This window comes from Myxococcus xanthus, from assembly GCF_006402735.1.
GTDB lineage: Bacteria > Myxococcota > Myxococcia > Myxococcales > Myxococcaceae > Myxococcus > Myxococcus xanthus_A.
On record NZ_CP017174.1, the window covers coordinates 3758846 to 3781865 of the forward strand.

Consider the following 23020-nt stretch of genomic DNA (forward strand, 5'->3'; position numbering starts at 1 on the left):
GGAGGCGAGGGGATGGACCGGATCGCGGTGCTGGTGGTGGATGACGAAGAGGCGGTGCGCACGTTTCTGTCCGAGCTGCTCGGAAGTGCGGGGTACCAGGTGCGCTGTGCCGCGAGTGGCGCCCAGGCGCTGGAGATGCTCTCAGGGGGCTCCTTCGACGCGGTGTTGCTGGACGTGGTGATGCCGGAGATGAGCGGCCTGGAAGTGCTGCGCCGTTACCAGTCCATGGGCGGCGGCGCGCCCGTCATCGTGCTCAGCGCGCTGGCGGGGGCGGACGACGCCGTTCGGGCGATGAAGATGGGCGCCAGCGACTACCTGGCCAAGCCGTTCGGCAACGACGAGCTCCAGGACGCGCTGGCCCGGGCCCTGGGGACGCGGGCGCCGGAGCGTCAGGCCGTGGCGCCCGTCCTGCCCTCGCGCACGGTGATGCCGGTGGTGGATTCGGCGCAGGAGCAGCGCGTCCTCATCTCCACCTCGCCGGCCATGCGCCGCGCGCGTGCGCTGGTGGAGCGCATCGCCGACACGGACGTCCCCGTGCTGCTGCTAGGGGAGTCCGGCACGGGCAAGGAGGTCATCGCGCGGGAGATTCACGCGCGCAGCCAGCGGCGCAACCGTCCGTTCATCAAGGTGAACTGCGCGGCGCTGCCCGGTGAGCTGCTGGAGAGCGAGCTGTTCGGCCACGAGCGCGGCGCCTTCACCGGCGCCACCGCCGAGAAGCCAGGCAAGTTCGAGCTGGCCGACCAGGGCACCATCTTCCTGGACGAGATTGGCGAAATGGCCATCCGGCTCCAGGCCAAGCTGCTCCAGGTGCTCCAGGACGAGGAGTTCTTCCGCGTCGGTGGCAAGAAGAGCGTGCGCGTGGACAGCCGCGTCGTCGTGGCCACCAACCGCGACCTGGAGAAGGAAATCGCGCTGGGCAACTTCCGCGAGGACCTCTTCTATCGCCTCAACGTGGTGGCCATCCGCCTGCCGGCGCTGCGCGAGCGCCGCGAGGACGTGGTGCCGCTGACGGACCACTTCCTCAAGAAGTACGGCCGCGGCTACCTCAGCGGCGTGTCCGAGCTGCCCACGGAGGTGCTGCACGCCTTCGCGGACTACGACTGGCCGGGCAACGTGCGCGAGCTGGAGAACATGGTCCGCCGGCTGTGCGTGCTGAAGGACCCGACGCTGGTGCTCGACGAGCTCCGGGCCGCGGTCCGCGCACCCGCGAGCGCGCCGTCCCTGCCCACGTCCTACGCGGGTGACGACGGTGGCCCCTTCGGCCGCGCGCACGACGAGGGCTTCCGCACGCCGCCGCCCGCCGTGCAGGTGCTGGAGATGCCGTCGCGCGGCGCCGCCTTCGGGCTGGCGTCCGTCGCGCCACTGGCTCCTTCCGCGCACGCGCCCATGGTGATGGAGTCCGCGAACGCGGTGGTGCCCGCGCCGCGCTACGTCAATCCCTTCGACGTGCCGCAGCCGCCGCCGCCGCCCGCGCCCACCGGGGAGCTGTCGCTGAAGGACATCGGCAAGCGGGCCGCGATGCTGGCCGAGCGCGAGGCGATTCTCGCCATGCTCCAACGCACCGCGTGGAACAAGCGGCGCGCGGCCACCAAGCTGCGCATCAGCTACAAGGCGCTCCTCTACAAAATCAAGGAGTGCGGCATCATCGACCCGCGCGCGAGCGCGGAGCTGTAGGCGAGCCGTAACCGTCGCTTGCACTGTCCCCGCGGTCTCGCTATCGCGGGGACATGACGCCTCCTCTCATCCTTCTGGGGTCTGGGTACACGCTCACGCGGCTCGCCGTGGCGGAGGCCCGCGCCGGGCGCGACGTGCTGGCGGCCACTCGCGACGCCGCGCGCCGTGCCGAACTTGAGCGCGCCGGGGCCCGCGTCACCGACCTGGAAGACGCGCTGACTCGCACAGCGGGGGCTCACGTCGTCGTCTCGGTGCCGCCCGACGCGGGGTTGGACACGCGCATCGCCTCGGCGCTGGCCGGCCAGGTTCCAGCGCGGCTCGTCTACCTGTCCTCCACCGGCGTCTATGGCCGCGCGCGGGGCCACGTGGACGAGGACACCCCGGTGGAGTTGTCCACGCCGTCGTCGCGCGAGCGCATCGAGGCGGAGTCGCGCTACCTGCCGCTGGGCGCCATGGTGATGCGCATCGCCGGCATCTACGGGCCCGGGCGCGGCATTCACACGCGCCTGCTGTCGGGGGCGCTCCGGCTGCCCGAAGGTGGCGGCGGACGCATCTCCCGCATCTACGTCGATGACCTGGTGGAGTCCATTCGCGTGGTGCTGACGCGCGGCGAGCCCGGCGCTTTGTACTGCGTCGCGGATGACCGCTCCGCGCCCACCGAGGAGCCGGTGGCCTGGCTCAGCCAGCGCCTGGGCGTGCCGATGCCGCCCCGCATTCCCCTGGAGCAGCTCAACGAGACAGTGAGAGGCGACCGCGACATCTCCAACGCGCGCCTGAAGTCGTTGGGCTGGGCACCGCGCTACCCGGACTTCATCTCGGGGTACACGGCGCTCCTGAAGGCGGAGGGCCACGGCGCCGGACCGACGCAGCTCGTCATCCGCAGGCTGGTGGCGGAGGACGCGGAGGCGTTCAAGGCGCTGCGGCTGCGGGGGCTGCGGGACAACCCGGAGTCCTTCGCGGCCTCGGTGGAGGAGGATTCGGCGCTGTCCCTGGAGGCCGTGCGCGGCTGGCTGGTGGGGGCGTCCCAGTGTGTCCTGGGCGCCTTTGACGGTGGGCAGCTCGTGGGCGCGCTGGGGCTGAAGCGCGAGTCCCGGGCCCGGCTGGCGCACAAGGCAGTGGTGTGGGGCATGTACGTGGCGCCGGAGGTCCGCTCGCGGGGCGTGGGCCGGCGGCTGCTGACCGCGCTCATCGACGAGGCGCGGAAGATGGGCGGCCTCAAGTGCCTGCTGCTCGCAGTTTCGGTGGGGAACGTGCCCGCGCACGCGCTGTACCGCTCGCTGGGGTTCCGGACCTATGGCGTGGAGCCCAACGCGCTGAAGGTGGGGGAGACGTTCCTCGACGAGGAGTTGATGGTCCTCACCCTGTGAGCCGAGGCGGGTGACAGATTCTTGAGGGGCCGGTGTTCCAGGAGACGCGCGAGGCCGGAGGCGGCAGGACACGGGAACCGAGGGCTTTTCGCCGCGCTGGAGACGCACTGCGCATGGCCCCTGGCACCCCTGACTGGCTTCTGGAGCGAATCATCCTGCGCGAGCTGCCGCCAGAGGCGCTGTCCGCCGCGCGAGCCCGGCTCGAGCGTGAGCCCGGTGGCGCCGCGAGGCTGGCCCGGCTGGAAGCGGACTCCCGCCAGACGCTGGCGCGTCATCCGCCCGCCGAAGTCGCCGCAGAGGTGGCCCGGCGCGAGCGCGAGTCCCAGGTCCGCACGGAGACAGCGCGGCGCGACAACTCGCAGGGGTGGCATGGGCTGTCACTCAGCGTCCCCGTGGCCGCCTCGCTGGCGCTGCTCTTCATGTCCGCGCCGGAGGAGCAGCCGGAGCCGCCCGAGTCACCGGTGCCGCTCATCGTGATGCTGGATACCGTGCGCATCAAGGGTGGGCCGCGCCTGCGGGTCCACCGCCAGGGCGCGGGCGAGCCGGAGTTGCTCGGTGAACAGGCCCGGGCGCGCCGCGGTGACGTCCTGCAACTCAGCTACGTGTCGGGTGGAAGCCGCCATGGTGTCGTGGTGTCGGTGGATGGGCGCGGCGCCGTGACGCTGCACCATCCCTCGATGCTGTCGGGAAGCACGGAGCTGGGCCCTGGCGAGGCGGTGCCGCTGGCCCATGCCTACGAGCTCGATGACGCACCGGACTTCGAGCGCTTCCTCTTCGTCACGTCCGATGCACCCTTGGAGGTGGCGTCGGTCCTGGAGGCGGCGCGCGCGCTTGCTCGGCAGCCCACCGACGCGCGCACCCTGCCGCTGCCACTTCCGGATACCCTGGGCCAGACGTCCTTCACGTTGGAAAAGGTGCGGTGATGACGCGGTCCCTCCTGTTTTCGCTCCTGCTCGTGCCCGCCCTGGCCGCCGCGGCTCCCGCGTCCTCGGCGCCGCAGGCGTCGGTGCGCCGCTTCGCGCTGCTGGTGGGCGTCAACGATGGGGGCGAGGGACGTGCCCGGCTCCGGTACGCCGTCACGGATGCGCGCTCGTTCGGCGACGTGCTGGAGGAGCTCGGAGGGGTGCAGCCGCAGGACAAGCTGCTGCTGATGGAGAGCGACCGCGCGGCGCTGGAGTCCGCCCTGGTTCGCTTCAAGGCGATGCTGGCGGCGGCGACCACGCCGGGCACGCGCATCGAGGCGCTCATCTACTATTCGGGCCACTCCGACGAGCAGGGGTTGCTCCTCCAGAAGGACCGCTTCGGCTACCGCGAGCTGCGCAAGGCGCTGGAGTCGCTTCCCGCCGACGTGCGCATCGCCATCCTGGATTCGTGCGCGTCCGGCACGCTGGCCCGCCAGAAGGGCGGAGTGCGGCGTCCAGCCTTCATGGTGGATGCGTCCTCCGCGGTGCGAGGCCATGCCATCCTCACGTCGTCTTCCGAGGACGAGGTGTCCCAGGAGTCCGACCGCATCGGCGGCTCGTTCTTCACCCACAACCTGGTGTCCGGCCTGCGCGGCGCGGCGGACGTCTCCGGGGACGGCCGGGTGACGCTGCACGAGGCCTACCAGTTCGCCTTCCACGAGACGCTGGCCCGCACGGAGGAGACGCGGGCCGGGGCGCAGCACCCCGCGTATGACATCGAGCTGGCGGGAACGGGCGACCTGGTGATGACGGACCTGCGCTCCACCGCCGCGGTGCTCGTCCTGGGGGACCTGGTGGATGGGCGGCTCTACGTCCGTGATTCCCAGGGACGCCTGGTCGTGGAGCTGAAGAAGTACGCGGGCCGCACCACCGAGCTGGGGTTGCAGAAGGGCCGTTACTCGGTGATGCGCAAGGTGCTGGACCAGACTTCGCAGGCGGAGTTCGAACTGGGGGAGGGCGGCCGTACGGTGCTGGCGGCCTCCGCCTTCCGTGCGGTGCAGGGGGAGCTGACGGCCATGCGCGGCGGTGGGCCCCTGCCTGAGACACTCTCCGCGGGCGCTGGCGTGTCGGAGGTCGCGGCGGCGAGCAGCGGTCGCCGGTCGCGCTTCGTCAACGTGGGCCTGTTCCCCGGCCTCCAGACGAATGACCTCATGACTTCCGGCGTGCCCGTGGACAACCACGTCTCCCTGTCCATGGGCGTGTCCCGCATGGCGCGGCTGGACGGCGTGGCGATGGCCCTGGGCGCGAACGTGGCCACGGACAAGGTGGATGGGCTGCAACTGGCCCTGGGCGCCAACGTGGTGCGGGGCGACATGTCGGGCACGCAGCTGGCCGTGGGCGGCAACTGGACGCACGGAAAGGCGGAGGGCATCCAGGCGGCGATCGGGCTCAATGTGGCGCGGACCAGCGGCTCGCTCGGGCAGCTCGCGGTGGGCGCCAACGTGTCCGGCACGTCGCTGGTGGGAGCGCAGCTGGCCGTGGGCGGCAACTGGACGGCGGGGAGCGTCGACGGTGTGCAGGGCGCGGTGGCGTTCAACCATGCGCGGGACCGGATGACGGGCCTCCAGGTGGCCGTGGGATTGAACTGGGCGGCGGAGGCCCGGGGCGCGCAGCTGTCCCTCGTCAATGTGGGTGGTGACGTGAAGGGCGCGCAGGTGGGGATCGTCAACGTGGCGGGGCGGATGAGCGGCCTCCAGCTCGGGCTCGTGAACGTGTCGCGGGAGCTGGATTCCGGTGTTCCGGTGGGCCTGGTGAGCATCGCGCGCAACGGCCAATTCCACGTCGAGGCCTTCGGTAATGACTTCAACTACGCCAACACCGCCATCAAGGTGGGCAGCCGCTACCTCTACACGACGCTCGTGTTGGGCATGGGCACCATGGCGGGCGCGCGTGGCCCCAGCCACTGGTCGCTGGGACTGGGGCTCGGCGCGCACATCCCAATCTCCGAGCGCTTCTTCCTGGACGTGGACGCGGTGTCGAACACCCTCTACGACTGGAACGTGTCCTTCGAAGGCAACCGCCGCCTGCACCAGCTCCGGTTGGTGGCGGGGTTCCAGGTGGCGCGGAACCTGGCCATCATCGGCGGGCCCACGCTCAACGTGTTGCACGACTCCAACGGTGAGCCCGTGGCGAACCTGAGCCGTCTGTCGAACCTGGACGCGGGGGGCGTGCTCCTGTGGCCCGGTGTACAGGTGGGCCTGCGCATCTGACGCAGGGGCCAATGGCTCCCATCAGCGATACGAAAGCGCGCCCGGCAATGACGTCTTTCCATGGGGACTTCCCCGGTGACAGGCTGACCCTCCGGCCCGGGAGCGTGGCCGGTGTCACCCATTCGCTGGGGGAGAGATGTCCAAGTTGCTGTTCGCGGCCTTCAATGACGGCGTGAGCCTGTCCATGGCGGGCAATCACGAGGCGGCCATCCTCGCGTTCGACAAGGTGCTCGCAGTGGACCCCAAGCACGTCCCCGCGCTCACGGGGAAGGGGGCCTCGCTGGCCACGCTGGAGCGCTTCGAGGAGGCGCTGCGCTGCTTCGAGCGCGCCATCGAAGTGGACCCCACCGAGGCCGAGGCCCACCGCGACGCCGCCCTCTGCCAGTTGGAGCTGGGGGAGCCGGAGGCCGCCGCGCAGCTGCTCCAGCGCGCCATGCAGCTCAACCCCACGCCGGGCTACCGCGAGTCCGCCGCCGTTCAAATCTACAACCTGGGCAATTCGCTGCTGACGCGGGGCTCCCGCCGCCCGGACAAGGCCCGCTACCGCCAGGCACGCCACGTCTTCGAACTGGCGCTGACGCTGTCTCCCGGCTCCGCCGAATGCGCCCGGGCCCTGGCCGACGTGTGGGAGCACCTGGGCGACACTGCTCAGAGAGACCACTACGCCCAGCTCGCCACCCGGCTCCGCCCCGTGCCGGCCTAGCAGGCGGCCTGCCGGGGCCTGGACGACACGAATCCCCACTCCGGTTTCAAGTCCGGACGCGGCAAAGCGGTTCGAAGTGTTACATGTGACGCGGCCTTTTTCCGCCATACTTCACGCAATTCGCGTAAAGTCCGACAGCGCCGCCCGGGAGAACCGAAGATGATTGTCATGCTCGAGCCGGACTCGCCGGAGTCCGTGGTGTCCGCCGTCCTCCAGGTTGCTTCCCAGTACAAGGGAGTGACGCCTCGGACGCACGTCATCGGGGGCTCCGAGTACACGATTACGGAGGTCTACCTGCTGGGTTCCACCGCGCAGGTGCCCGTGGAGCCCTTCGAGCAGATTCCCGGCGTGCGGCAGGTGGTGCGCGTGTCACAGAAGTACCGCGTCATCGGCCGGCACAAGGGCCAGCGGACGTCCGCGGGCTTCGAGTACAACGGCATCAACTTCGACGAGCGCTCCGTGAATGTGTTCGCCGGCCTGTGTGCCGTGGACAACCCGGAGAATGTGGACACGATGATGGCGGCGCTTGCTCGCTGCGGCATCCGCACCACGCGCATGGGCGCCTACAAGCCCCGCACCAACCCCTACGAGTTCCAGGGCCTGGGCGCCGCCTGCCTGCCCTGGGTGTTCGAGTCGGCGGGCAAGCACGGCATCAAGGTCATCGCGATGGAGGTGACGCACCCGCGTCACATCGACGAGATTCGCGACGCGCTGGAGCGCTCCGGCAATGCCACGGGCGTCATGCTCCAGGTGGGCACGCGCAACGCGCAGAACTTCGAGCTGCTCAAGAGCATTGGCCAGCAGCGCGTCTTCCCGGTGCTCTTCAAGCGAGGCATGGGCATCACCCTGGAGGAGTCGCTCAACGCGTGTGAGTACGTGGCGAGCGAGGGCAACCCGAAAATCATCTTCTGCCTCCGCGGCGTGAAGACGCACCTGGGTGACCCGCACCGCAACATGGTGGACTTCGCCCACGTGCCCGTGGTGCGCCGGCTGACGCGCCTGCCGGTGTGCGTGGATCCGTCGCACGCCATTGGCCAGGCCGCGCCGCCGCCGGACGGGCTGCCGGACGTCTTCCACGCCATTGGCCAGGGCATCATCGCGGGCGCGTCCATGGTGCTGGTGGACTTCCACCCGCATCCGGAGGCCGCCCTGTGCGACGGCCCCCAGGCCCTGCGCATGGAGCAGCTCTCCGCGCTGCAGCGCTACGTCCAGTTGGTGCGCACCGCGTACGAGACGGCCGTGCAGCACGGTGACGGGCTCCAGGCGACCAGCGCCTGAGCGCGCCTCACACCACGCCGTAGCTTCCGAGCACCCGCAGGGTGATGCAGGCGGCCTGGGCCGCGGCCACCGCCTCGCGCACCCGCGGGTCCTCCAGCGCGCCGTCCACGTCCAGGCACCACACGTACTCCCAGGCGCGGCGCTGTGGCCGGGACTCCAGCCTCGCCACGTTGAGGCCGCGCGAGGAGAAGGCGCTCATCACGCGGTACAGCGCGCCCGGCCCGTTCTCCACGGTGAAGGCCAGCGCCGTCTTCCGCCGCGTCCACGTCCGCTCGGGCGCGGGCCCCAGGGCGATGAAGCGCGTGAAGTTGTCCGGCGAGTCCTCCACGCCTTCCTCCAGCACGGCCAGTCCGTACAGGCCCGCGGACATGCGGCTGGCGATGGCGGCCGTGTGCGGAGGCTTCTCTTCCGCCACCTTCCGCGCGGCGATGGCGGTGTTCGTCTCCGGCATCGGTGTGATGCCCCGCCGGCGCAGGTAGCCCGCGCACTGCGCCAGGGCCTGCGGGTGGGAGAGGGCCTGCTGGACGTCGTCCAGTACCAGGCCTGGTGGGGCCAGCAGGCAGTGGCGGATGCGCAGGGACAGCTCGCCCGTCACCGGCACGTCATGCTCCAGCAGCAGGTCCACCGTCTCCGCCACCGGCCCGCCCAGCGAGCTCTCCACCGGCACCACGCCGCCGTGCACGCGGCCTTCTGCCACGGCCTCGAAGACGGCGCGGAAGGTGAGGCAGGGGACGGCCTCCACGTCGGCGCCATGCAGCGCTCGCAGGGCCTCTTCTCCATAGGCGCCAGGCTCGCCCTGGAAGGCGATGCGCCGCGGCGACTCAGGCATGAGGCGCCTCCGCGCGCGCATACGTCCCCAGCACGCGCAGCGACGAGGTGAGCGGACGGATGTCGTCCAGCGCCGCCGTCACCGCCGCGGAGGCGGCGTGGCCCTCCACGTCCAGGTAGAAGCGGTACTGCCACGGCTGTCCCGGGATGGGGCGCGACTCCAGCTTGCTCAGATTCACGCCGCGCAGGGTGAGCCGCTGGAGCATCTCTCCCAGCGTGCCGGGCTTGTGCTCCAGCACCACCAGCAGGGACGTCTTGCACGGCACGCCGGGCGACAGGGGCGTAGCCTCGCGGCCCACCTCCACGAAGCGTGTGTAGTCGAAGGCCGGCTGCAAATCGCCCGCGAGCACCTCCAGGCCGAAGCGCTGCGCCGCCGTCTCGCTGGCGATGGCCGCCACCGACGCGTCGTTGCGCTCACGGACCTTCTGCGCCGCGCCGCCGGTGTCCACGTCCGGTACCGCGCGGGCCCAGGGCACCTTCTCCCGGAGGAACGTCTCGCACTGCGCCAGCGCCTGCGGATGGGACAGCACCTCCCGCAGTCCTTCCAGCTTCGCGCCCGGCAGTCCCAGCAGGCGGTGGTCCACCTGGCTGACCAGCTCCGCGGTGATGACCACGCCGCCCTCGGCGAGCAGGTCATACGTCTCGTTCATGCTGCCCGCGGTGGTGTTCTCGATGGGCAGCAGCACCAGGTCCTGCTCACCGCGGCGGAGCGCCTCCACGGCCTCTCTCGCATGGTCGAAACCGGACAGCAGCACGCCGCCCGTGCGGTGCCCGTAGCGGCGGCGCGCGGCCAGGTGGCTGTAGGAGCCCTCCACGCCAGGGTAGGCCACGCGCAGGGGCGTGGTGTCCAGGCGGGTGACGAGCTCGTGCTGCCGGGCCACGGACATGTCGATGAAGAGCCGCCAGATGCGCTCCACCTCGTGCGGGTCCAGGCCGTGCTCCGCGGCGCGGGTGCGGATGCGGCGCAGGAGCAGGTCCTCGCGGCGCTGGTCCCGGAAGGGCGCGGCGGCGGCCAGCTTCGCCCGGGCCACGTCGTCCGCCAGCGCCATGCGGCGGCGGAGGGCATCGAGGATTTCCTCGTCGATGCGCTCGATGGAGGTCCGGATGAGGTCGAGGTCGGGGAGGGTGGTCATCACGAGGTTCCAAGGTTGCGCCACATGAGGTGGTGCGGGCCGATGCCGGGCAGGTCGAAGGGCTCGCCTCGCTGCGCGAAGCCCTGCGCGCGGTAGAACCCGGAGGCCGTCATCCGCGCGTTGCACCACACCTGGGAACCGCCCTGCCGCGCCGCATGCTCCATGCAGGCCTTCAGGAGGGCGGCGCCATGGCCGTGCCCACGCAGGGTGGCGTCCACTGCCATGCCTCGCAGACGCCAGGCCGTGGTGGCGCGCAGCGCGTCCGGCGGCGGCTCCCGATATAGAGAGGCCACGCCCACCAGGCGGCCCTCCGTATAGACGCCCAGGTGGAGCGTGTCCCCGTCGTCATCTCCGGGGTAGACGGCCATCTCCGGAGGCTGGTTGGGACGGAGGATGGCGTGGCGGAGGCCGCGCGTCTCCTGAGCCGGAATCTTGCGGATGTCAGTGGGACTCACGGCGCCGGAGTATGCCTTCGGGGGTGGCGCCCCACCAGCGTCACCGTACTACTTCGGTAGTACTGTCTTCCCCATCTTCAACACCTGCTTGAAGTGCGTGGCGGTGACGGGAGCCACGCTCAGCCGGCCGCGGGTGACGAGCGGAAAATCCTTCAGTGCGGCGGTGGCCTTGATGGTGGCCAGGTCCACCGGCTGCGTGAAGGCGACGACGGGCCCCATGAAGGTGGCGGCCCAGTTCTCATCGGGAACGGTGGAGTCCGGTCCCGGCGGCGTGAGCACCTGGGCCACGCCCACCACCGCCTTGTCCTCGTTGGAGTGGTAGTAGAGGCAGAGGTCTCCGGGCTTCATCGCCCGGATGTTGTTGCGCGCCTCGAAGTTGCGCACGCCGGTCCACTCCGTCTTCCCGTCCTTCTCCAGTTGGGCGTAGGCGTAGACGGAGGGCTCGCTCTTGATGAGCCAGTACTGTGGCTTGGCCATGGTGGCGCACCTTATTTGTCCGAAACCGTGCGCGCCAAATGAAAGAGGCCGGCGCCACGCGTGGGCACCCGGCCTCTTTCATCACATCCGGACTACGCCTGCTTCGCGACGCTGGTGGCCGCCGTCGCCGGCGCCTTGTTCGTGAGCAGCGCGCTGCTCGCGTACAACGCCAGGCCCACCACCGCGACCACCGCGGCCTCCATCTGCGTTGCGAAGGCCACACCCATCAGGGTCATGGCTCCCGTGCCCATCGCGAACGACGCCGCTACCGCCCCAGCCGCCTTCCTCATCCGACCATCCCCCGTTCTCGCGAACTCATCACGCGTTGTGGACTTCATTGCCTCGCGCGAACCTCAATCCAATACGCGTGCCAGCCTCCAGCCCCGGGAAATGGGAAGCGGGAGGGGCCGCGGAGGGAAAAGTCGTTCCCTGCTCAGCGCAATGCCTGAAGAAAGCACCGGGTGCGACGCGGGTACGATGCCGGAAAAATTTCCTGAACCCCATGGGGTCTCCCAGGAGGGCACTTCGTAACCCACTGCTATCCAAGGGCTTTCCCTCCCTCCAGTACGTGGCACACGCGCTGCTAAGGCATCGCCGCCGGAAGCAACGTCCGGCCGCGGTAGGGCCGGGAGCGCGACACACGCTTTTGAGGGAGAGCTGACGATGGGCAAGACGAGCGCGGGGTTCTGGACGGTGTTGGGCGTGATGCTCCTGGGGGGCTGCGCGCACCAGTCGCAGGTGAAGGTGGACAACACGGAGCAGCCCTACCGGATTGGCCGCGAGGACGTGCTGGACATCGCGGTGTGGCGTGACGCGGAGCTGTCCCGGACGCTGCCGGTTCGTCCGGATGGCTACATCTCCATGCCCATGGTGGGCGAGGTCCACGCCGCGGGCAAGACGCCCACGGAGCTGGCCGAATCCCTGAAGGAGGCCTTCCAGCCGTACGTGCAGGATCCGCGCGTGACGGTGATTGTCCGCGAGGTGAACAGCAGCCGCGTGTTCGTCACCGGCGAGGTGGCCCACCCGGGCGCCTATCCGCTGCGCGGCCGCGTGTCGCTGCTGCAGGCCATCGCGCTGGCGGGTGGCTTCACGGACTTCGCCAACTCGGACGGCATCGTGGTCATCCGCACCGACAGCAAGGGCGGCCAGATTCCGGTGCGCTACAGCGACCTCATCTCTCCGGATGGCGGACACGAGGTCATGCTCCGGCCGGGTGACACCGTCGTCGTTCCGTGAAGGGTGATGACGCAGTGGGCGTCGTGGACATGGGCGGTGGTTGGCGTGCGGGACGGAGGGCGACGGTGAAGGGTAACTGGAAGAAGTGGCTACTCGCGGGCCTCATGTTCGGTGCGCCTGCCACGCAGGCCGCGACGGTGTGGGAACCCCGGCTTCGGCTGACGGCCGAGGAGCGGTTCGACGACGACCTGCGACTGGGCGGTGGTGATGGCACCGGCCAGTTGATGACGAAGCTGACGCCGCGGCTGGGACTGGAGGCGAAGGACGCGCGGCTCACGCTGGACAGCTTCTACGCGGCCGACCTGCTGATGCGGCATGGGTCGGGCAGGACGACGCTGGACCACCGGGGCGGGCTGGCGGCCCGGCACCAGATGACGCGTCGCCTGCGGCTGGATACGGCGATCCAGGTGTTCCGTGTCACAGACCCCAGCTCGCTGCCGCGTGACGGCCTGGCGCGCTCCACACAGCCCACGTTCTTCACGCAGGCGACGCTGGGCGTGACGAACCGCGTGGCGGAGCGGCTGGACGTGCGCGCGGGCTACCGCTTCGAGGCGGTGCGCATCATCGACGTGGGGCAGCGCGCGGGGTACGCGCACACGCCCTCCATCGAAGGCTGGTACCGCGCCACGCGCCGGCTCAGCCTGGGCCTGGAGTACCGGTACCAGGGCTTCCTCTATGAGGGGACGCTGACCCAGTCGCACGGCGCGGCGCTGGGGTTGCGGTATCGGCTGACGCGGCCTACCACCTTCACCGTCCGGGCGGGCCCCGTGCGGTACCTGGCGCCGGTGGGCCAGCAGGGTGGTTGGGTTCCGCGAGTGAACGTGGAGCTGCAGCGCGAAGGGGAGATGTTCGACGTGGGCGTGTCGACGGGACACGACCTGGTGGGCGCGAACGGCTTCACCAACGCGCTGTGGGCGGACTACGCGTCGGTGATGTTGGCGCGCCGGTTCACCCAGAAGTTCTCACTTTTTGGCGCGGCCAGCTTCTTCCGCAACGGGCAGGCCCCGTCGCTGGATTGGGCCGTGTTCAGAGGAGCGCCGCGGGTGTCGCAGGGCTACGCGGTGAGTGGTGGTGTGGAGTACCGCATTGACCGGCGCCTGTCGGCGCAGGGTGCGGTGGATCGGATCGCTCAGGTCGGGCTGGCGGATTCGGCGAGCGCGGTGGACCTGACGCGCAATGTGTTCGCCGTCCGTTTGGTGGTGACGCCTTGGTAGCTACAGCGCGTGGGATGGAGGAGGAGCGGAACATGGAGCGAGGGATGACGGCAGACCAGCTTCTGGGTGCCCTGTGGCGGCGCAAGGCCCTGGTCGGTGCCATCGCAGCAGCGGTCTTCTTGGTGGGCGCAGCCATCGTGATGACCCGGCCGAGCATGTACGAGGCTTCAGTGGTGGTCCGCGTGGAGCCGCAGCGGCCGGGTGAGGAGATGGTGCAGCGCACGGTGAGCGAAATCATCGAGCAGCGGCTGCTCACCGTTCGACAGGAGCTGCTGGCGCGTCCGGTGCTCCAGAAGGCCATCGAGGAGATGAACCTCTATCCGGACATCGTTTCGGAGAAGGGCATGGAGTCCGCGGTCACGCAGATGCGCAAGGACCTCACGGTGCGCGTGGAGGGTGAGACGGCCTTCGAGCTCACCTACGCCAACCGCGACCCGCAAGTGGCGTCGCAGGTCGCCAACCGCCTGCCGACCATCTTCTCCGATGAGACGCTGAAGATTCGTCAGGCGCAGGCGGCTCGCGCCACCGACCTCTTCAACGAGGAGATGGTGCAGCTGGGCAAGGCGGTCAGCGCCTGGGAGGGCAAGATCTCCCAGTTCAAGGTGGACCACCTGGGCGAGTTGCCCGAGCAGATGGAGATGAACATGCGCGGCCTGGAGCGCGTGTCGCACCAGCTCCAGACGAAGTCCGAGGAGCTGCGTGTCGCTGAGGGCCGCCGCTCCGACCTGGCCCGGGCTCGCAACGCCGTGGACAGCGAGGCCGGCAGGCTCGAGGCCGCGGAGAACGGGCTCACCCGCTCCCTGGTCAACGCGCGCACCACCTGGACGGAGGACCACCCGGAGGTGAAGCGCCTGCAGACGGAGCTGGACGGCATGTCGACTCGCCGCAAGGAGGCCGAAGGGCGGCTGTGGGCCGAGCGCGCCGAGCGCACCCGCGTGGCCACGCTGATTGGCAACATCCAGCAGGAGATTCAGGACCTCCAGAAGCAGGCCGAGGCGTACCAGGGCCGGCTGAACAACACCCCGCGCTGGGCGCACGAGCTGGCGGTGATGAACCGCGACTACGAAATCGCGCGCACCAAGTACCAGAGCGTGGTGAGCCGCAAGGTGGAGGCGGAGATTGCGCAGGAGCTGGAGGCCAAGAGCGCCAAGAGCCTGTTCAACGTCATCTCCCCGGCGGGCGTGCCGGCGGCCCCGGCCCGGCCGGATCGCATGGCGGGCATGCTCATCGTCTTCCTCCTGGCCTTGGGCCTGGGTGTGCTGACGGGGGCGGTGCTGGAGATGCGTGACGACAGCCTGCGCGATGGCACCGAGGTTCGCCAGCGCCTGACGCTGCCAGTGCTCGCGGTGGTCCCGGAAATGCAGGGCAAGACGGAGCGGCGGATTCTGATGCCGGCTTCGGGGGCTCGAAACAGCGTGTCTAACCCCACGTCGTTGAACTGAGTCTCGCCGGAAAAGGACGGAGGACGGACATGGATCAGACGATGGAGCGGGCGGGCAACTTCCTCCCCCGAGTGGACGACAACCCGACGGGCGGCAACGCGGTGGACCGCCGGGTGGTGACGCTGACGGCGCCGGCATCGGCCGCGGCGGAGCAATACCGTAGTCTTTACTACAGGCTCGAGCGGATGCGGGACCTGCGGCCGATGAAGGTCGTCGCGCTCACCTCGGCGATGCCGGGGGAAGGCAAGACGGTGACGAGCGTCAACCTGGCGCTCGCCGCGGCCCGGGCGAACCCGGAGCGCCGCATCCTGCTGGTGGATGCGGACCTGCGCCGGGGCGGCGTGGCGGCCACGCTGGGCATGCGCAACAAGACGGGCCTGGCGGAGCTGCTGGCGGGGGACTGTGAGGTGCGGGACGTGGTGCGGCGGTTCAACTCCACGCGCCTGGCCCTCATCCCCGCGGGCGTCACGCCCGAGGACACCGCGCAGGTGCTGGCGAGCGGCCGGATGAAGCAGTTCCTCAAGGCGGTGCGTGAGGGCTTCGACGAGGTCTACATCGACCTGCCGCCCACGCTGCCCTTCGCGGACGCGGCCATCCTGGGCCACCAGGCGGACGGCGTGCTGATGGTCATCCGCGCCAACGTGACGTCGGGCAAGGCGGTGCACCAGGCGGTGGAGAGCCTGGGCGGCGCGCCCATCGTCGGGTGCGTGCTGAATGGCGCGGAGGTCCACTCGGCGCCGTACCTGAAGAACTACGAGAAGAAGTAGCGGCGGGTGGCTTTGGTTTCGGTTCCCGCCTCCTGGTGACAGGGGGCGGGGCCGGAGGTGGAAGAGGGTCGGGCGGGTAGGTTGGAGGGGCACGTGCTCCGCGTTTTTCACCACTATTTCTCTGCAAAGAAACTGACGTTCTTCCTCGCCGAGAGTTCGGCAATCGCGTTGGCCTGCGTGATGGGCGCGGCGGCCTGCGCGGCACTCTTCGCGCCTGATGGGACACACACGCCGCTGTCGCAGCTGTGGCCCACGCTGCTGTGGCTGGGCGCGGCGTTCGTCATCACCTTCCAGTTCACGCTGTACCTGTTGGACTTGTATGACCTCCGTGTGGCCGCGGAGGACCGGGTGCGGGGATACCGGTTCCTCAAGGCCGCGGGTGTCACGGCGATGGTGGCGGGCGGCGTCATGCTCGTCACCCCGCTGGTCGTGCCGATGCAGCTTCCGCCGGGCACGCTGCTGGGCGGGGCCATGGGCGCCCTGGCCGGGACGTTGATGGTGCGGGTGTCCATCCGCGCCCTGGTGGGAGCGCCGCACTCGGTGCTCCTCGTGGGCGAAGGGCCCAAGGCGCGCGCGGTGGCCAGCGCGATTGATGCCGGCGGGGAGGGCACCTACCGCATCGTGGGCCTGACGGACCCTCGCACCTCGGGCGAGGCGCTGGAGCAGACGGCGGCCCGGCTGAACGCGGCTTTTGTCGTGCAGGCCGCGGATGACATGCGCGGGGCCAACTGGGTGGACGGCCTGCTGCGCTGCCGGCTCCAGGGCCGGCGGGTGTATGAGGCCACGGGCTTCTGCGAGCGGGTGCTGCGCCGGATACCGGTGCAGTTCCTGAGGGCGAGCGACTTCGCCTTCGCGGACGAGCTCACCGTGTCCCCGCTGCGCCGCACGCTGAAGCGGGGCTTCGACATCGCGGTGGCATCCCTCCTGCTAATGCTGTCCGCGCCCTTCCTGTTGCTGGTCGTGGTGGCCATCAAGCTGGATTCGAAGGGACCCATCTTCTACCGGCAGGAAAGGACCGGGCTGTTCGGGAGCACGTATCACCTGTGGAAGTTCCGCAGCATGCGCACGGACGCGGAGAAGCATGGCGCGGTGTGGGCGAAGGCGAACGATGACCGTGTCACGCGGGTGGGCCGCTTCATCCGCCGCACGCGCATCGACGAGATTCCCCAGGTCTTCAACATCCTGACGGGAGACATGAGTTTCGTGGGGCCCCGCCCCGAGAGGCCAGTGTTCGTCGAGCAGTTGAAGCAGCAGATTCCGTTCTACGGCCTGCGGGAGGCCGTCAAGCCAGGCCTGACGGGGTGGGCTCAGATTCGCTACCCCTACGGCGCGTCGGTGGAGGATGCGCGGAACAAGCTGGAGTTCGACCTGTACTACGTGAAGAACGGTTCGCTGTTCCTGGATGTGGGAATCATCTTCCACACCGTGAGGCATGTGCTTCTCGGTCGTGGGGCGCGGTAGGGCATTTCGCTTTCCCGGCCTCCGCTGAGGCAGGCCGGGAGGTGGGCTCGCCTGGGGAGGCGGGCTGGGGCGTCGTGGATGGGGGTTAGCGTCATGGTGGGAATGGACATGGAAGCGCCGCTGCCCGCGGAGTGGGCGGAGGCCCGCCGCAGGCTGGAGTTGGAGCGCCAGGGCAACGAGGTGCTTCAGGGGCAGGTGGATCGGCCGACGCGCATCGTCGCCATCGGCGGAGGCACGGGGTTGCCCATGGTGCTGCGCGGCCTGGCCCGGCGCGCGACACCGAAGGCCCGGGAGCCCGGCATCGACATCACCGCGGTGGTGGCCATGAGCGACGACGGCGGCAGCTCGGGCCGTTTGCGGCGCCAACATGGCGCGCTGCCTCCGGGCGACATCCGCAACTGCCTGGTGGCGCTGGCGGGTGGAAAGAACGCGCTCAAGGACGTCTTCCAGTTCCGCTTCGGCGGGGCGCGCGGCCTGGCGGGCCACGCGGTGGGCAACCTGCTCATCGCCGCGCTCGCGGAGCTGAAGGGGGACTTCATGGAGGCGGTGCGCATGTCCGGGGAGCTGCTGGGCGCCAGGGGCCACGTGCTGCCGTCCACGCTGGCGTCCGTGCAGTTGGTGGCGCAGATGCATGACGACACGGAGGTGGTGGGGGAGCGCAACATCTGCCGCGCGCACGGCCGGGTGCGCCGCGTCACGCTGAGTCCCCGCTCGCCACCGCCCACCGAGGGACTGCTGGAGGCCATCTACACGGCGGACCTCATCGCCATCGGTCCGGGCTCGCTGTACTCGAGCGTGCTGCCCAACCTGCTGGTGGACGGCGTGGCCCAGGCGCTCAAGGAGACGCGCGCGCTGAAGGTCATGGTGGCCAACCTGATGACGCAGCCGGGTGAGACGGACGGCATGTCCTGCCTGGACCACGTGCAGGCCGTCACGGACCACGTGGGGCCGGTGCTGGACGCGGTGCTCGTCAACGGCACGCTGCCCACGGAAGAGGCGACCCGGCGCTATGCGCGGCGCGGCTCGTTCGTGGTGTCGGCCAACCCGCGGGACTTGATTGGCGCGGGCGTGGTGCCGGTGCAGGCGGACCTCCTCAAGGCAGGGTCCAGGATTCGACACGACAGCCGCAAGGTCGCCGCCTGCCTGCTGAAGATGGCCCGCAGCGGGTTGTAGCCGCGAACCTCCATCACCACCTTGGGCGCCCGACACCTCATGGAAGCAAGAGACCTTTCTGCATCGCCGCGCGTCACCGAAGTCACGGGACGCGCGGCCTTCATGGCCCTGGAGTCCGAGTGGAACGCGCTCGTGGAGGCCACCTCCAACGAGCTGTTCTTCCGACATGAGTTCATCCGCATCTGGATGGACAACTTCGTACCCGGTGTGAATCCGCGCGTGCTGACGCTGCGGGACACGGACGGGAGCCTCGGCGCGGTGCTCCCGCTGTGGGAGGAGCGCACGACGCTGCTGGGGGTGCCGGTGCGGCAGCTGTCCGCGGCGGCCAATGCCCACTCCTGCCGGTTCGACCTGGTGGCGAGGGAACCGGAGGTCGCCGCGGCGGCCTTCGTGTCCCACCTGCGCTCGGCCGGTGGCTGGGATGTGCTGCGGCTCACGGACGTCCCCGACAGTGGGGCCGCCTGCCGGCTGCACGCGGCGGCGCGCGAGTCCGGCCTGCCCGTGGGCGAATGGGAGTCCCTGCGCTCGCCCTACGTGCCGCTGCCGGCGACCCGCGACGCCTTCCAGAAGACACTGCAGTCCAAGTTCAAGGCCAACTGCCGTCGCCGCCGCCGCAAGCTGGAGGAGAAGGGCCAGCTCACCTTCGAGCGGGTGGACAGTGGGCTTGGCCTGGAGGGCACGCTGGAGGAAGGCTTCCTGCTGGAGCAGAGCGGCTGGAAGGGCGCGCGGGGTACGGCCATGGCGCAGGATGCGCGCACGCGCGGCTTCTACACGGAGCTGGCGCGGGACTCAGCCTACCGCCAGCGGCTGGCGCTGTACTTCCTGCGGCTGGACGGCCGGCCGGTGGCCTTCCAATACGGCCTGGAATACGGCGGGCGCTACTTCCTGCTGAAGCCCGGCTACGACGAAACCCTGCGTGAGTGCAGCCCGGGCCAGCTCCTGGTGGATGAGGTCATCGCGACCTGCATCGACCGGGGCCTGCACGAGTTCGACTTCCTGGGGCCGGACATGGTGTGGAAGCGCGACTGGACGAACGAGGTCCGGCGCCACACCTGGCTCTACGTGTTCAATGACTCCCCCTTCGGCCAGGCGCTGTGTGCGACCAAGTTCCGGTGGGGGCCCGCGGTGAAAGAGGTGGTGTCGCGATGGAGACGATGAAGCACTCTGGCCGGCTGTTCGTGCCGTCACTGCCCACGCTGTGGCCGCACATGCTGCTGTCTCGGCCGAAGCCCGGCGCGCTGCCGCCGTTCTCCTCGCCCAACGTCCGCTACTTCTACTTCGCCCGCAACGCCATCTGGCTGACGGTGAAGATGCTGGGGTTGGATTCGGGGGAGGTGTTGATGCCCGCCTACCACCACGGCGTGGAGGTGGAGGCCTTGGTGGACGCCGGCTCCACGCCGCGCTTCTACCGCGTGGGCAGCCGCTGGGACGTGGACCTGGACGACGTGGCCCGGCGCATCGGCCCGAAGACGCGGGCCTTGTACCTGACGCACTACGCGGGCTTCCCGGGCCCCGTCGCGGAGATGCGCAAGCTGGCGGACCAGCACGGCCTCATCCTCATCGAGGACTGCGCGCTGTCGCTGCTGTCCTCCGACGGCGCGGTGCCCCTGGGGTCGACGGGAGACGTGAGCATTTTCTGCCTCTACAAGACGCTTCCGGTTCCCAATGGGGGCGCGCTGGTCGTCAACGGCCCGCGCCAGTACAGCCTGCCGGAGCCGCCCGCGCCGCCGTCCGTGTCCACCTTCAGCCACACGGTGTCCGCGCTGCTGCAGAACCTGGAGCTGCGCGGCGGCCTGGCCGGCCGGGCCCTGCGCGGCGCCGTGCGCACGCTGGGGCATGGCACCGTGAAGGCGGCCAGCATCGAGCGCGTGGCCACGGGGACGCAGCACTTCGACCGCAAGCACGTGGACCTGGGCATGAGCCCGCTGACGAAGCGGATTGCCCTGGCCCAGGACCTGGAATCCATCGTCGAGCAGCGGCGCCGCAACTACTTCTTCCTGCTGGGCCGGCTGCGCGACATCTCCGCGCCGCTGTTCAACCAGCTGCCGCCGGGCGCGTGCCCGCTGTTCTACCCGCTGGTGGTGCAGGACAAGGCGGAGGTGCTGGCGCGGCTGCGCGCGAAGGGAATCGACGCCATCGACTTCTGGAAGCGCTTCCACCCGGCCTGTGACGCATCGGCCTTCCCGGAGGTGGCGCAGCTTCGTCGCTCCATCGTGGAGATTCCGTGCCACCAGGACCTGACGCCGGAGGTCATGGCGGACGTGGCGCAGGCGGTGCGCGAGGCTGTGAAGTCGGACCATCGGTCGAAGAAGCGCGCGGGGTGAAGTTCATTCGGGGCACAGGGGAGGGGCGGCTGCCCCTCCGGGAGGACGGGTGTTGATTCGGGAGGATGAGCTGTCGCAAGGACCGTGGGCCGCGCACCCGTTGGAGGTAGGCGCCGTGGGCAGCCTCTCCACCCTTGCGGGGATGCGGGAGGAATGGGCCACGCTGATGGACGCGAGCGACGCGGGGCCCTTCAACGCCTGGGAGTGGGTGTACCCGTGGTGCCGGCGCATCGCCACGGGCCGGCGCCCGCTGGTGCTGACCGCGCGCGACGCGGCGGGCACGCTGGTGGGTCTGATGCCGCTGGGCGTCGAGTACCTGGGCGTCACCGGCGTGCCGGTGCGGCGGCTGAGCTTCCTGGGGGAGACACACGTTGGCAGTGACTACCTGGACGTCGTGGCGCGGCGGGGCCGTGAGCGCGAGGTGGCGGGCGCCTTCGCGCGGATGCTGCACGCGCTGCGCGACGAATGGGACGTGTTGGACTTGTCGGACCTGCGCGAGGACTCGCCCACCGTGGACGTGCTCCGGGAGACCTTCTCCAGGGAGGACGTCCGAGTGGCGCCGCGCTACGTGTGTCCGTATGACACGCTGCCGCCGGACGAGCCCTTCGACGCGTTCCTCAAACGCACGGGACGCCGCGACAACTTCCTGCGGCGGCGCAAGTGGCTGGAGAAGCAGGAGGGCTACCGCATCGAGCGCACGGACGTCCCGGGCGAGCTGGCGGCGCCGCTGACGGACTTCTTCCGCCTGCACTCGGCGCGGTGGGCCGCGGATGGGGGCTCACAGGGCATCAAGGGCTCGGGCGTGGAGGCTTTCCACCGCGATGCCACGCAGTTCCTGGCGGAGCGGGGACGGCTGCGCCTCTACACGATGAAGGTGGGCGGCCTGGCTGTGGCGTCGGTGTACGGCATCCTCCACCGCGACACCTTCGTGTACTTCCAGTCCGGTTATGACCCGGCGTGGCGCAATCGCAGCGTGGGCCTGGTGCTGGTGGGCGAGACGTTCCGCGACGCGATGGAGGCCGGCCTCAAGGAGTACGACTTCCTCCGCGGCACCGAAACGTACAAATCCGACTGGGTGTCCAAGCAGCGGCGCACGCTGTCCGTGCGCGTCCATGCCGGGACGTGGGAGGGGCGCTGGTTCTCCCAGTCCGAATCCCTGGCGCGCCTGCTGCGCAACGGCGCCAAGGCGGCGATGCCGGACACGTTGGTGGAGAAGGTGCGGCGCTTCCGCCGTCGGCGGGCCGCGGTGCACTGAGCGTCGAAAACGCCAGCGGCGCCTGCCTCGACCACTCCAGGTGGTTGGGGCGGCGCCGCGGGCGCTTGCCGGTGAGAGCGGGGGGCTGGGCGTCAGGGAATGCCGCCAGCGACCTCCGCGCGAAGCTGGGCAATCGCGGGGCCGAGCTGCGGCGGCTGCATGTTGCGCGGCACTTCCACGGAGAAGCGCTCGAAGTGGGCCAGCGCGGCGGCCTTGTCGCCGCGGCGCAGGGCGAGGCTGCCCAGGAAGATGAGCGCCTCCTGCGCGTCCGGCCAGGTGTCCACCAGCTCTGTCAGCTCCGCCTCGGCGCCGGCCATGTCGCCCTGGGTGGCGCGAAGCACGCCGCGGTGGACCTTCAGCTCGACGTTGAAGGGGTCCGCCGCCAGGCCCTTCGCGGTGACCTTCACCGCCTCGTCGAACTGCTGACGGCGGATGAGCTCGTGGCTCAGCAGCGCCGCCGCGTCCACATCTCCGGCGTTGGCGTTCAGCCGCGCGCGAGCCTCCTGCATCTCCGGGCCTTCCTGCATCTGCTCGTCCATGCCCGCGCCCTGCTGCTGCGCGGCGGCGCCGCCCGGGGGCATGCGGCCAGTGGCCTCCATGCCGTCGGTGCGCGTCTGCTGCTCGGAGACGAGCAGGTAGCCCAGCCCACCAAAGAACACCACGATGCCCGCGCCCCACAGCGCGCCCACCAGCTGCGGATTGCGAGACGCCCACCCGGTGGGGGCCGGAGCCTGGGGACGGGCGCGGACGCCCTCGCCGGAGGCCTTGCGCTTGAGGTGCTCGTCCTTCGCGCGCAGCGCCGCGGCGGCCTCGCGCTCCAGGCGGGACTTCTCGGCGGCATACTGCTCGGCGCTCTGGTTGTGCTTCTCCGCTTCCAGCGCGCGGAGCTGATCGATGAGGGACTGCGCGCGCTGGGTCAGGTCATCGAGCACGCCGTCGCGGGGCTCGGCCGACGCCAGGGAGCCCTTGCGGCGCTGCAAGAGGATCCAGCCCGCCGCCAACACGAAGGTGACGGCGAGCACGATGATTCCGGGCAACCAATTCGTCGTCTGCGGCTGCAT

General features: G+C 70.1%; 21 protein-coding genes. 15 read left to right on the forward strand and 6 right to left on the reverse strand.

Features of this window, described 5'->3' with window-relative positions:
* Positions 1–12 precede the first annotated feature (12 nt).
* The 6 genes from BHS09_RS15950 (at position 13) to BHS09_RS15975 (ending at position 8194) form a co-directional block, all read left to right on the forward strand.
* On the forward strand, positions 13–1674 hold the full coding sequence (locus BHS09_RS15950; protein WP_140798289.1) for a sigma-54-dependent transcriptional regulator: 1662 nt from the start codon (positions 13–15) through the stop codon (positions 1672–1674).
* 53 nt (positions 1675–1727) lie between these two features.
* Positions 1728–3041, forward strand: a complete 1314-nt coding sequence (locus BHS09_RS15955) for a GNAT family N-acetyltransferase (protein WP_140798290.1) — start codon at positions 1728–1730, stop codon at positions 3039–3041.
* Positions 3042–3154: 113 nt separating this feature from the next.
* Positions 3155–3964 (forward strand): ActD protein, encoded by an 810-nt coding sequence (locus BHS09_RS15960; RefSeq protein WP_140798291.1) that lies wholly within the window; start codon positions 3155–3157, stop codon positions 3962–3964.
* The gene (locus tag BHS09_RS15965) at positions 3964–6213 is read left to right on the forward strand and encodes a caspase family protein (protein ID WP_140798292.1); all 2250 of its coding nucleotides are present in this window, start codon (positions 3964–3966) and stop codon (positions 6211–6213) included. Before BHS09_RS15960 ends, BHS09_RS15965 begins: the two co-directional genes overlap by 1 nt.
* A 136-nt stretch (positions 6214–6349) precedes the next feature.
* Positions 6350–6916 carry a tetratricopeptide repeat protein gene (locus BHS09_RS15970; protein ID WP_140791007.1) on the forward strand — a complete coding sequence of 189 codons (567 nt, stop codon included), beginning with the start codon at positions 6350–6352 and terminating at the stop codon, positions 6914–6916.
* A 159-nt stretch (positions 6917–7075) separates the two neighbouring features.
* The gene (locus BHS09_RS15975) at positions 7076–8194 is read left to right on the forward strand and encodes a 3-deoxy-7-phosphoheptulonate synthase (protein WP_140791009.1); all 1119 of its coding nucleotides are present in this window, start codon (positions 7076–7078) and stop codon (positions 8192–8194) included.
* A 7-nt stretch (positions 8195–8201) separates the two neighbouring features.
* Here BHS09_RS15975 and pheA read toward each other — a convergent pair whose 3' ends face one another.
* The 5 genes from pheA to BHS09_RS16000 all read right to left on the reverse strand — a co-directional run bounded on the left by pheA (position 8202) and on the right by BHS09_RS16000 (position 11377).
* On the reverse strand, positions 8202–9023 hold the full coding sequence (pheA, locus tag BHS09_RS15980; RefSeq protein WP_140798293.1) for a prephenate dehydratase: 822 nt from the start codon (positions 9021–9023) through the stop codon (positions 8202–8204).
* Positions 9016–10155, reverse strand: coding sequence for a bifunctional chorismate mutase/prephenate dehydratase (locus tag BHS09_RS15985; protein WP_140791013.1), 1140 nt, complete (start codon positions 10153–10155; stop codon positions 9016–9018). The genes pheA and BHS09_RS15985 overlap by 8 nt, the downstream gene beginning before the upstream one ends.
* Positions 10155–10610 (reverse strand): GNAT family N-acetyltransferase, encoded by a 456-nt coding sequence (locus BHS09_RS15990; protein WP_140791015.1) that lies wholly within the window; start codon positions 10608–10610, stop codon positions 10155–10157. The genes BHS09_RS15985 and BHS09_RS15990 overlap by 1 nt, the downstream gene beginning before the upstream one ends.
* A gap of 48 nt (positions 10611–10658) precedes the next feature.
* A complete protein-coding gene (locus BHS09_RS15995; protein ID WP_140791017.1) occupies positions 10659–11087 on the reverse strand; it encodes an EVE domain-containing protein in 429 nt (142 codons plus the stop codon).
* Between the two features lie 92 nt (positions 11088–11179).
* Positions 11180–11377, reverse strand: coding sequence for a hypothetical protein (locus tag BHS09_RS16000; RefSeq protein WP_225888882.1), 198 nt, complete (start codon positions 11375–11377; stop codon positions 11180–11182).
* A gap of 373 nt (positions 11378–11750) precedes the next feature.
* Between BHS09_RS16000 and BHS09_RS16005 the strand changes: the two genes are divergently transcribed.
* The 9 genes from BHS09_RS16005 (at position 11751) to BHS09_RS16045 (ending at position 21959) form a co-directional block, all read left to right on the forward strand.
* Complete coding sequence (locus BHS09_RS16005) at positions 11751–12323, forward strand: polysaccharide biosynthesis/export family protein (RefSeq protein WP_140791021.1); 573 nt, start codon at positions 11751–11753, stop codon at positions 12321–12323.
* A 65-nt stretch (positions 12324–12388) separates the two neighbouring features.
* The gene (locus BHS09_RS16010) at positions 12389–13537 is read left to right on the forward strand and encodes a porin family protein (protein ID WP_174258793.1); all 1149 of its coding nucleotides are present in this window, start codon (positions 12389–12391) and stop codon (positions 13535–13537) included.
* A gap of 14 nt (positions 13538–13551) precedes the next feature.
* Positions 13552–14979 carry a GumC family protein gene (locus tag BHS09_RS16015; protein WP_140791031.1) on the forward strand — a complete coding sequence of 476 codons (1428 nt, stop codon included), beginning with the start codon at positions 13552–13554 and terminating at the stop codon, positions 14977–14979.
* A 29-nt stretch (positions 14980–15008) separates the two neighbouring features.
* Positions 15009–15746 carry a CpsD/CapB family tyrosine-protein kinase gene (locus BHS09_RS16020; protein ID WP_013939805.1) on the forward strand — a complete coding sequence of 246 codons (738 nt, stop codon included), beginning with the start codon at positions 15009–15011 and terminating at the stop codon, positions 15744–15746.
* A 93-nt stretch (positions 15747–15839) separates the two neighbouring features.
* Complete coding sequence (gene exoE, locus BHS09_RS16025) at positions 15840–17207, forward strand: polyisoprenyl-phosphate hexose-1-phosphate transferase ExoE (RefSeq protein ID WP_140798294.1); 1368 nt, start codon at positions 15840–15842, stop codon at positions 17205–17207.
* A 93-nt stretch (positions 17208–17300) separates the two neighbouring features.
* The gene (locus BHS09_RS16030) at positions 17301–18380 is read left to right on the forward strand and encodes a gluconeogenesis factor YvcK family protein (RefSeq protein WP_140798295.1); all 1080 of its coding nucleotides are present in this window, start codon (positions 17301–17303) and stop codon (positions 18378–18380) included.
* A gap of 39 nt (positions 18381–18419) precedes the next feature.
* Positions 18420–19538, forward strand: a complete 1119-nt coding sequence (locus BHS09_RS16035) for a GNAT family N-acetyltransferase (protein WP_140798296.1) — start codon at positions 18420–18422, stop codon at positions 19536–19538.
* Positions 19535–20704, forward strand: a complete 1170-nt coding sequence (locus BHS09_RS16040; RefSeq protein WP_140791041.1) for a DegT/DnrJ/EryC1/StrS family aminotransferase — start codon at positions 19535–19537, stop codon at positions 20702–20704. The genes BHS09_RS16035 and BHS09_RS16040 overlap by 4 nt, the downstream gene beginning before the upstream one ends.
* 52 nt (positions 20705–20756) lie before the next feature.
* A complete protein-coding gene (locus BHS09_RS16045; protein ID WP_140791043.1) occupies positions 20757–21959 on the forward strand; it encodes a GNAT family N-acetyltransferase in 1203 nt (400 codons plus the stop codon).
* A gap of 92 nt (positions 21960–22051) precedes the next feature.
* Here the strand turns inward: BHS09_RS16045 and BHS09_RS16050 are convergent, their stop codons facing one another.
* Positions 22052–23020 carry a tetratricopeptide repeat protein gene (locus BHS09_RS16050; RefSeq protein WP_140791045.1) on the reverse strand — a complete coding sequence of 323 codons (969 nt, stop codon included), beginning with the start codon at positions 23018–23020 and terminating at the stop codon, positions 22052–22054.

What these genes read in the sequence shown, in the direction of transcription:
- BHS09_RS15975 (WP_140791009.1), top strand. Translation starts at nt 7,076, where the DNA reads ATGATTGTCATGCTCGAGCCGGACTCGCCGGAGTCCGTGGTGTCCGCC.
- BHS09_RS15965 (WP_140798292.1), top strand. Translation starts at nt 3,964, where the DNA reads ATGACGCGGTCCCTCCTGTTTTCGCTCCTGCTCGTGCCCGCCCTGGCC.
- BHS09_RS15955 (WP_140798290.1), top strand. Translation starts at nt 1,728, where the DNA reads ATGACGCCTCCTCTCATCCTTCTGGGGTCTGGGTACACGCTCACGCGG.
- BHS09_RS16030 (WP_140798295.1), top strand. Translation starts at nt 17,301, where the DNA reads ATGGTGGGAATGGACATGGAAGCGCCGCTGCCCGCGGAGTGGGCGGAG.
- BHS09_RS16005 (WP_140791021.1), top strand. Translation starts at nt 11,751, where the DNA reads ATGGGCAAGACGAGCGCGGGGTTCTGGACGGTGTTGGGCGTGATGCTC.
- BHS09_RS16020 (WP_013939805.1), top strand. Translation starts at nt 15,009, where the DNA reads ATGGATCAGACGATGGAGCGGGCGGGCAACTTCCTCCCCCGAGTGGAC.
- BHS09_RS16015 (WP_140791031.1), top strand. Translation starts at nt 13,552, where the DNA reads ATGGAGGAGGAGCGGAACATGGAGCGAGGGATGACGGCAGACCAGCTT.
- BHS09_RS16000 (WP_225888882.1), bottom strand. Translation starts at nt 11,377, where the DNA reads ATGAGGAAGGCGGCTGGGGCGGTAGCGGCGTCGTTCGCGATGGGCACG.
- BHS09_RS16035 (WP_140798296.1), top strand. Translation starts at nt 18,420, where the DNA reads ATGGAAGCAAGAGACCTTTCTGCATCGCCGCGCGTCACCGAAGTCACG.
- BHS09_RS15995 (WP_140791017.1), bottom strand. Translation starts at nt 11,087, where the DNA reads ATGGCCAAGCCACAGTACTGGCTCATCAAGAGCGAGCCCTCCGTCTAC.
- BHS09_RS16050 (WP_140791045.1), bottom strand. Translation starts at nt 23,020, where the DNA reads ATGCAGCCGCAGACGACGAATTGGTTGCCCGGAATCATCGTGCTCGCC.
- pheA (WP_140798293.1), bottom strand. Translation starts at nt 9,023, where the DNA reads ATGCCTGAGTCGCCGCGGCGCATCGCCTTCCAGGGCGAGCCTGGCGCC.
- BHS09_RS15985 (WP_140791013.1), bottom strand. Translation starts at nt 10,155, where the DNA reads ATGACCACCCTCCCCGACCTCGACCTCATCCGGACCTCCATCGAGCGC.
- BHS09_RS15960 (WP_140798291.1), top strand. Translation starts at nt 3,155, where the DNA reads ATGGCCCCTGGCACCCCTGACTGGCTTCTGGAGCGAATCATCCTGCGC.
- BHS09_RS15970 (WP_140791007.1), top strand. Translation starts at nt 6,350, where the DNA reads ATGTCCAAGTTGCTGTTCGCGGCCTTCAATGACGGCGTGAGCCTGTCC.
- BHS09_RS16040 (WP_140791041.1), top strand. Translation starts at nt 19,535, where the DNA reads ATGAAGCACTCTGGCCGGCTGTTCGTGCCGTCACTGCCCACGCTGTGG.
- BHS09_RS15950 (WP_140798289.1), top strand. Translation starts at nt 13, where the DNA reads ATGGACCGGATCGCGGTGCTGGTGGTGGATGACGAAGAGGCGGTGCGC.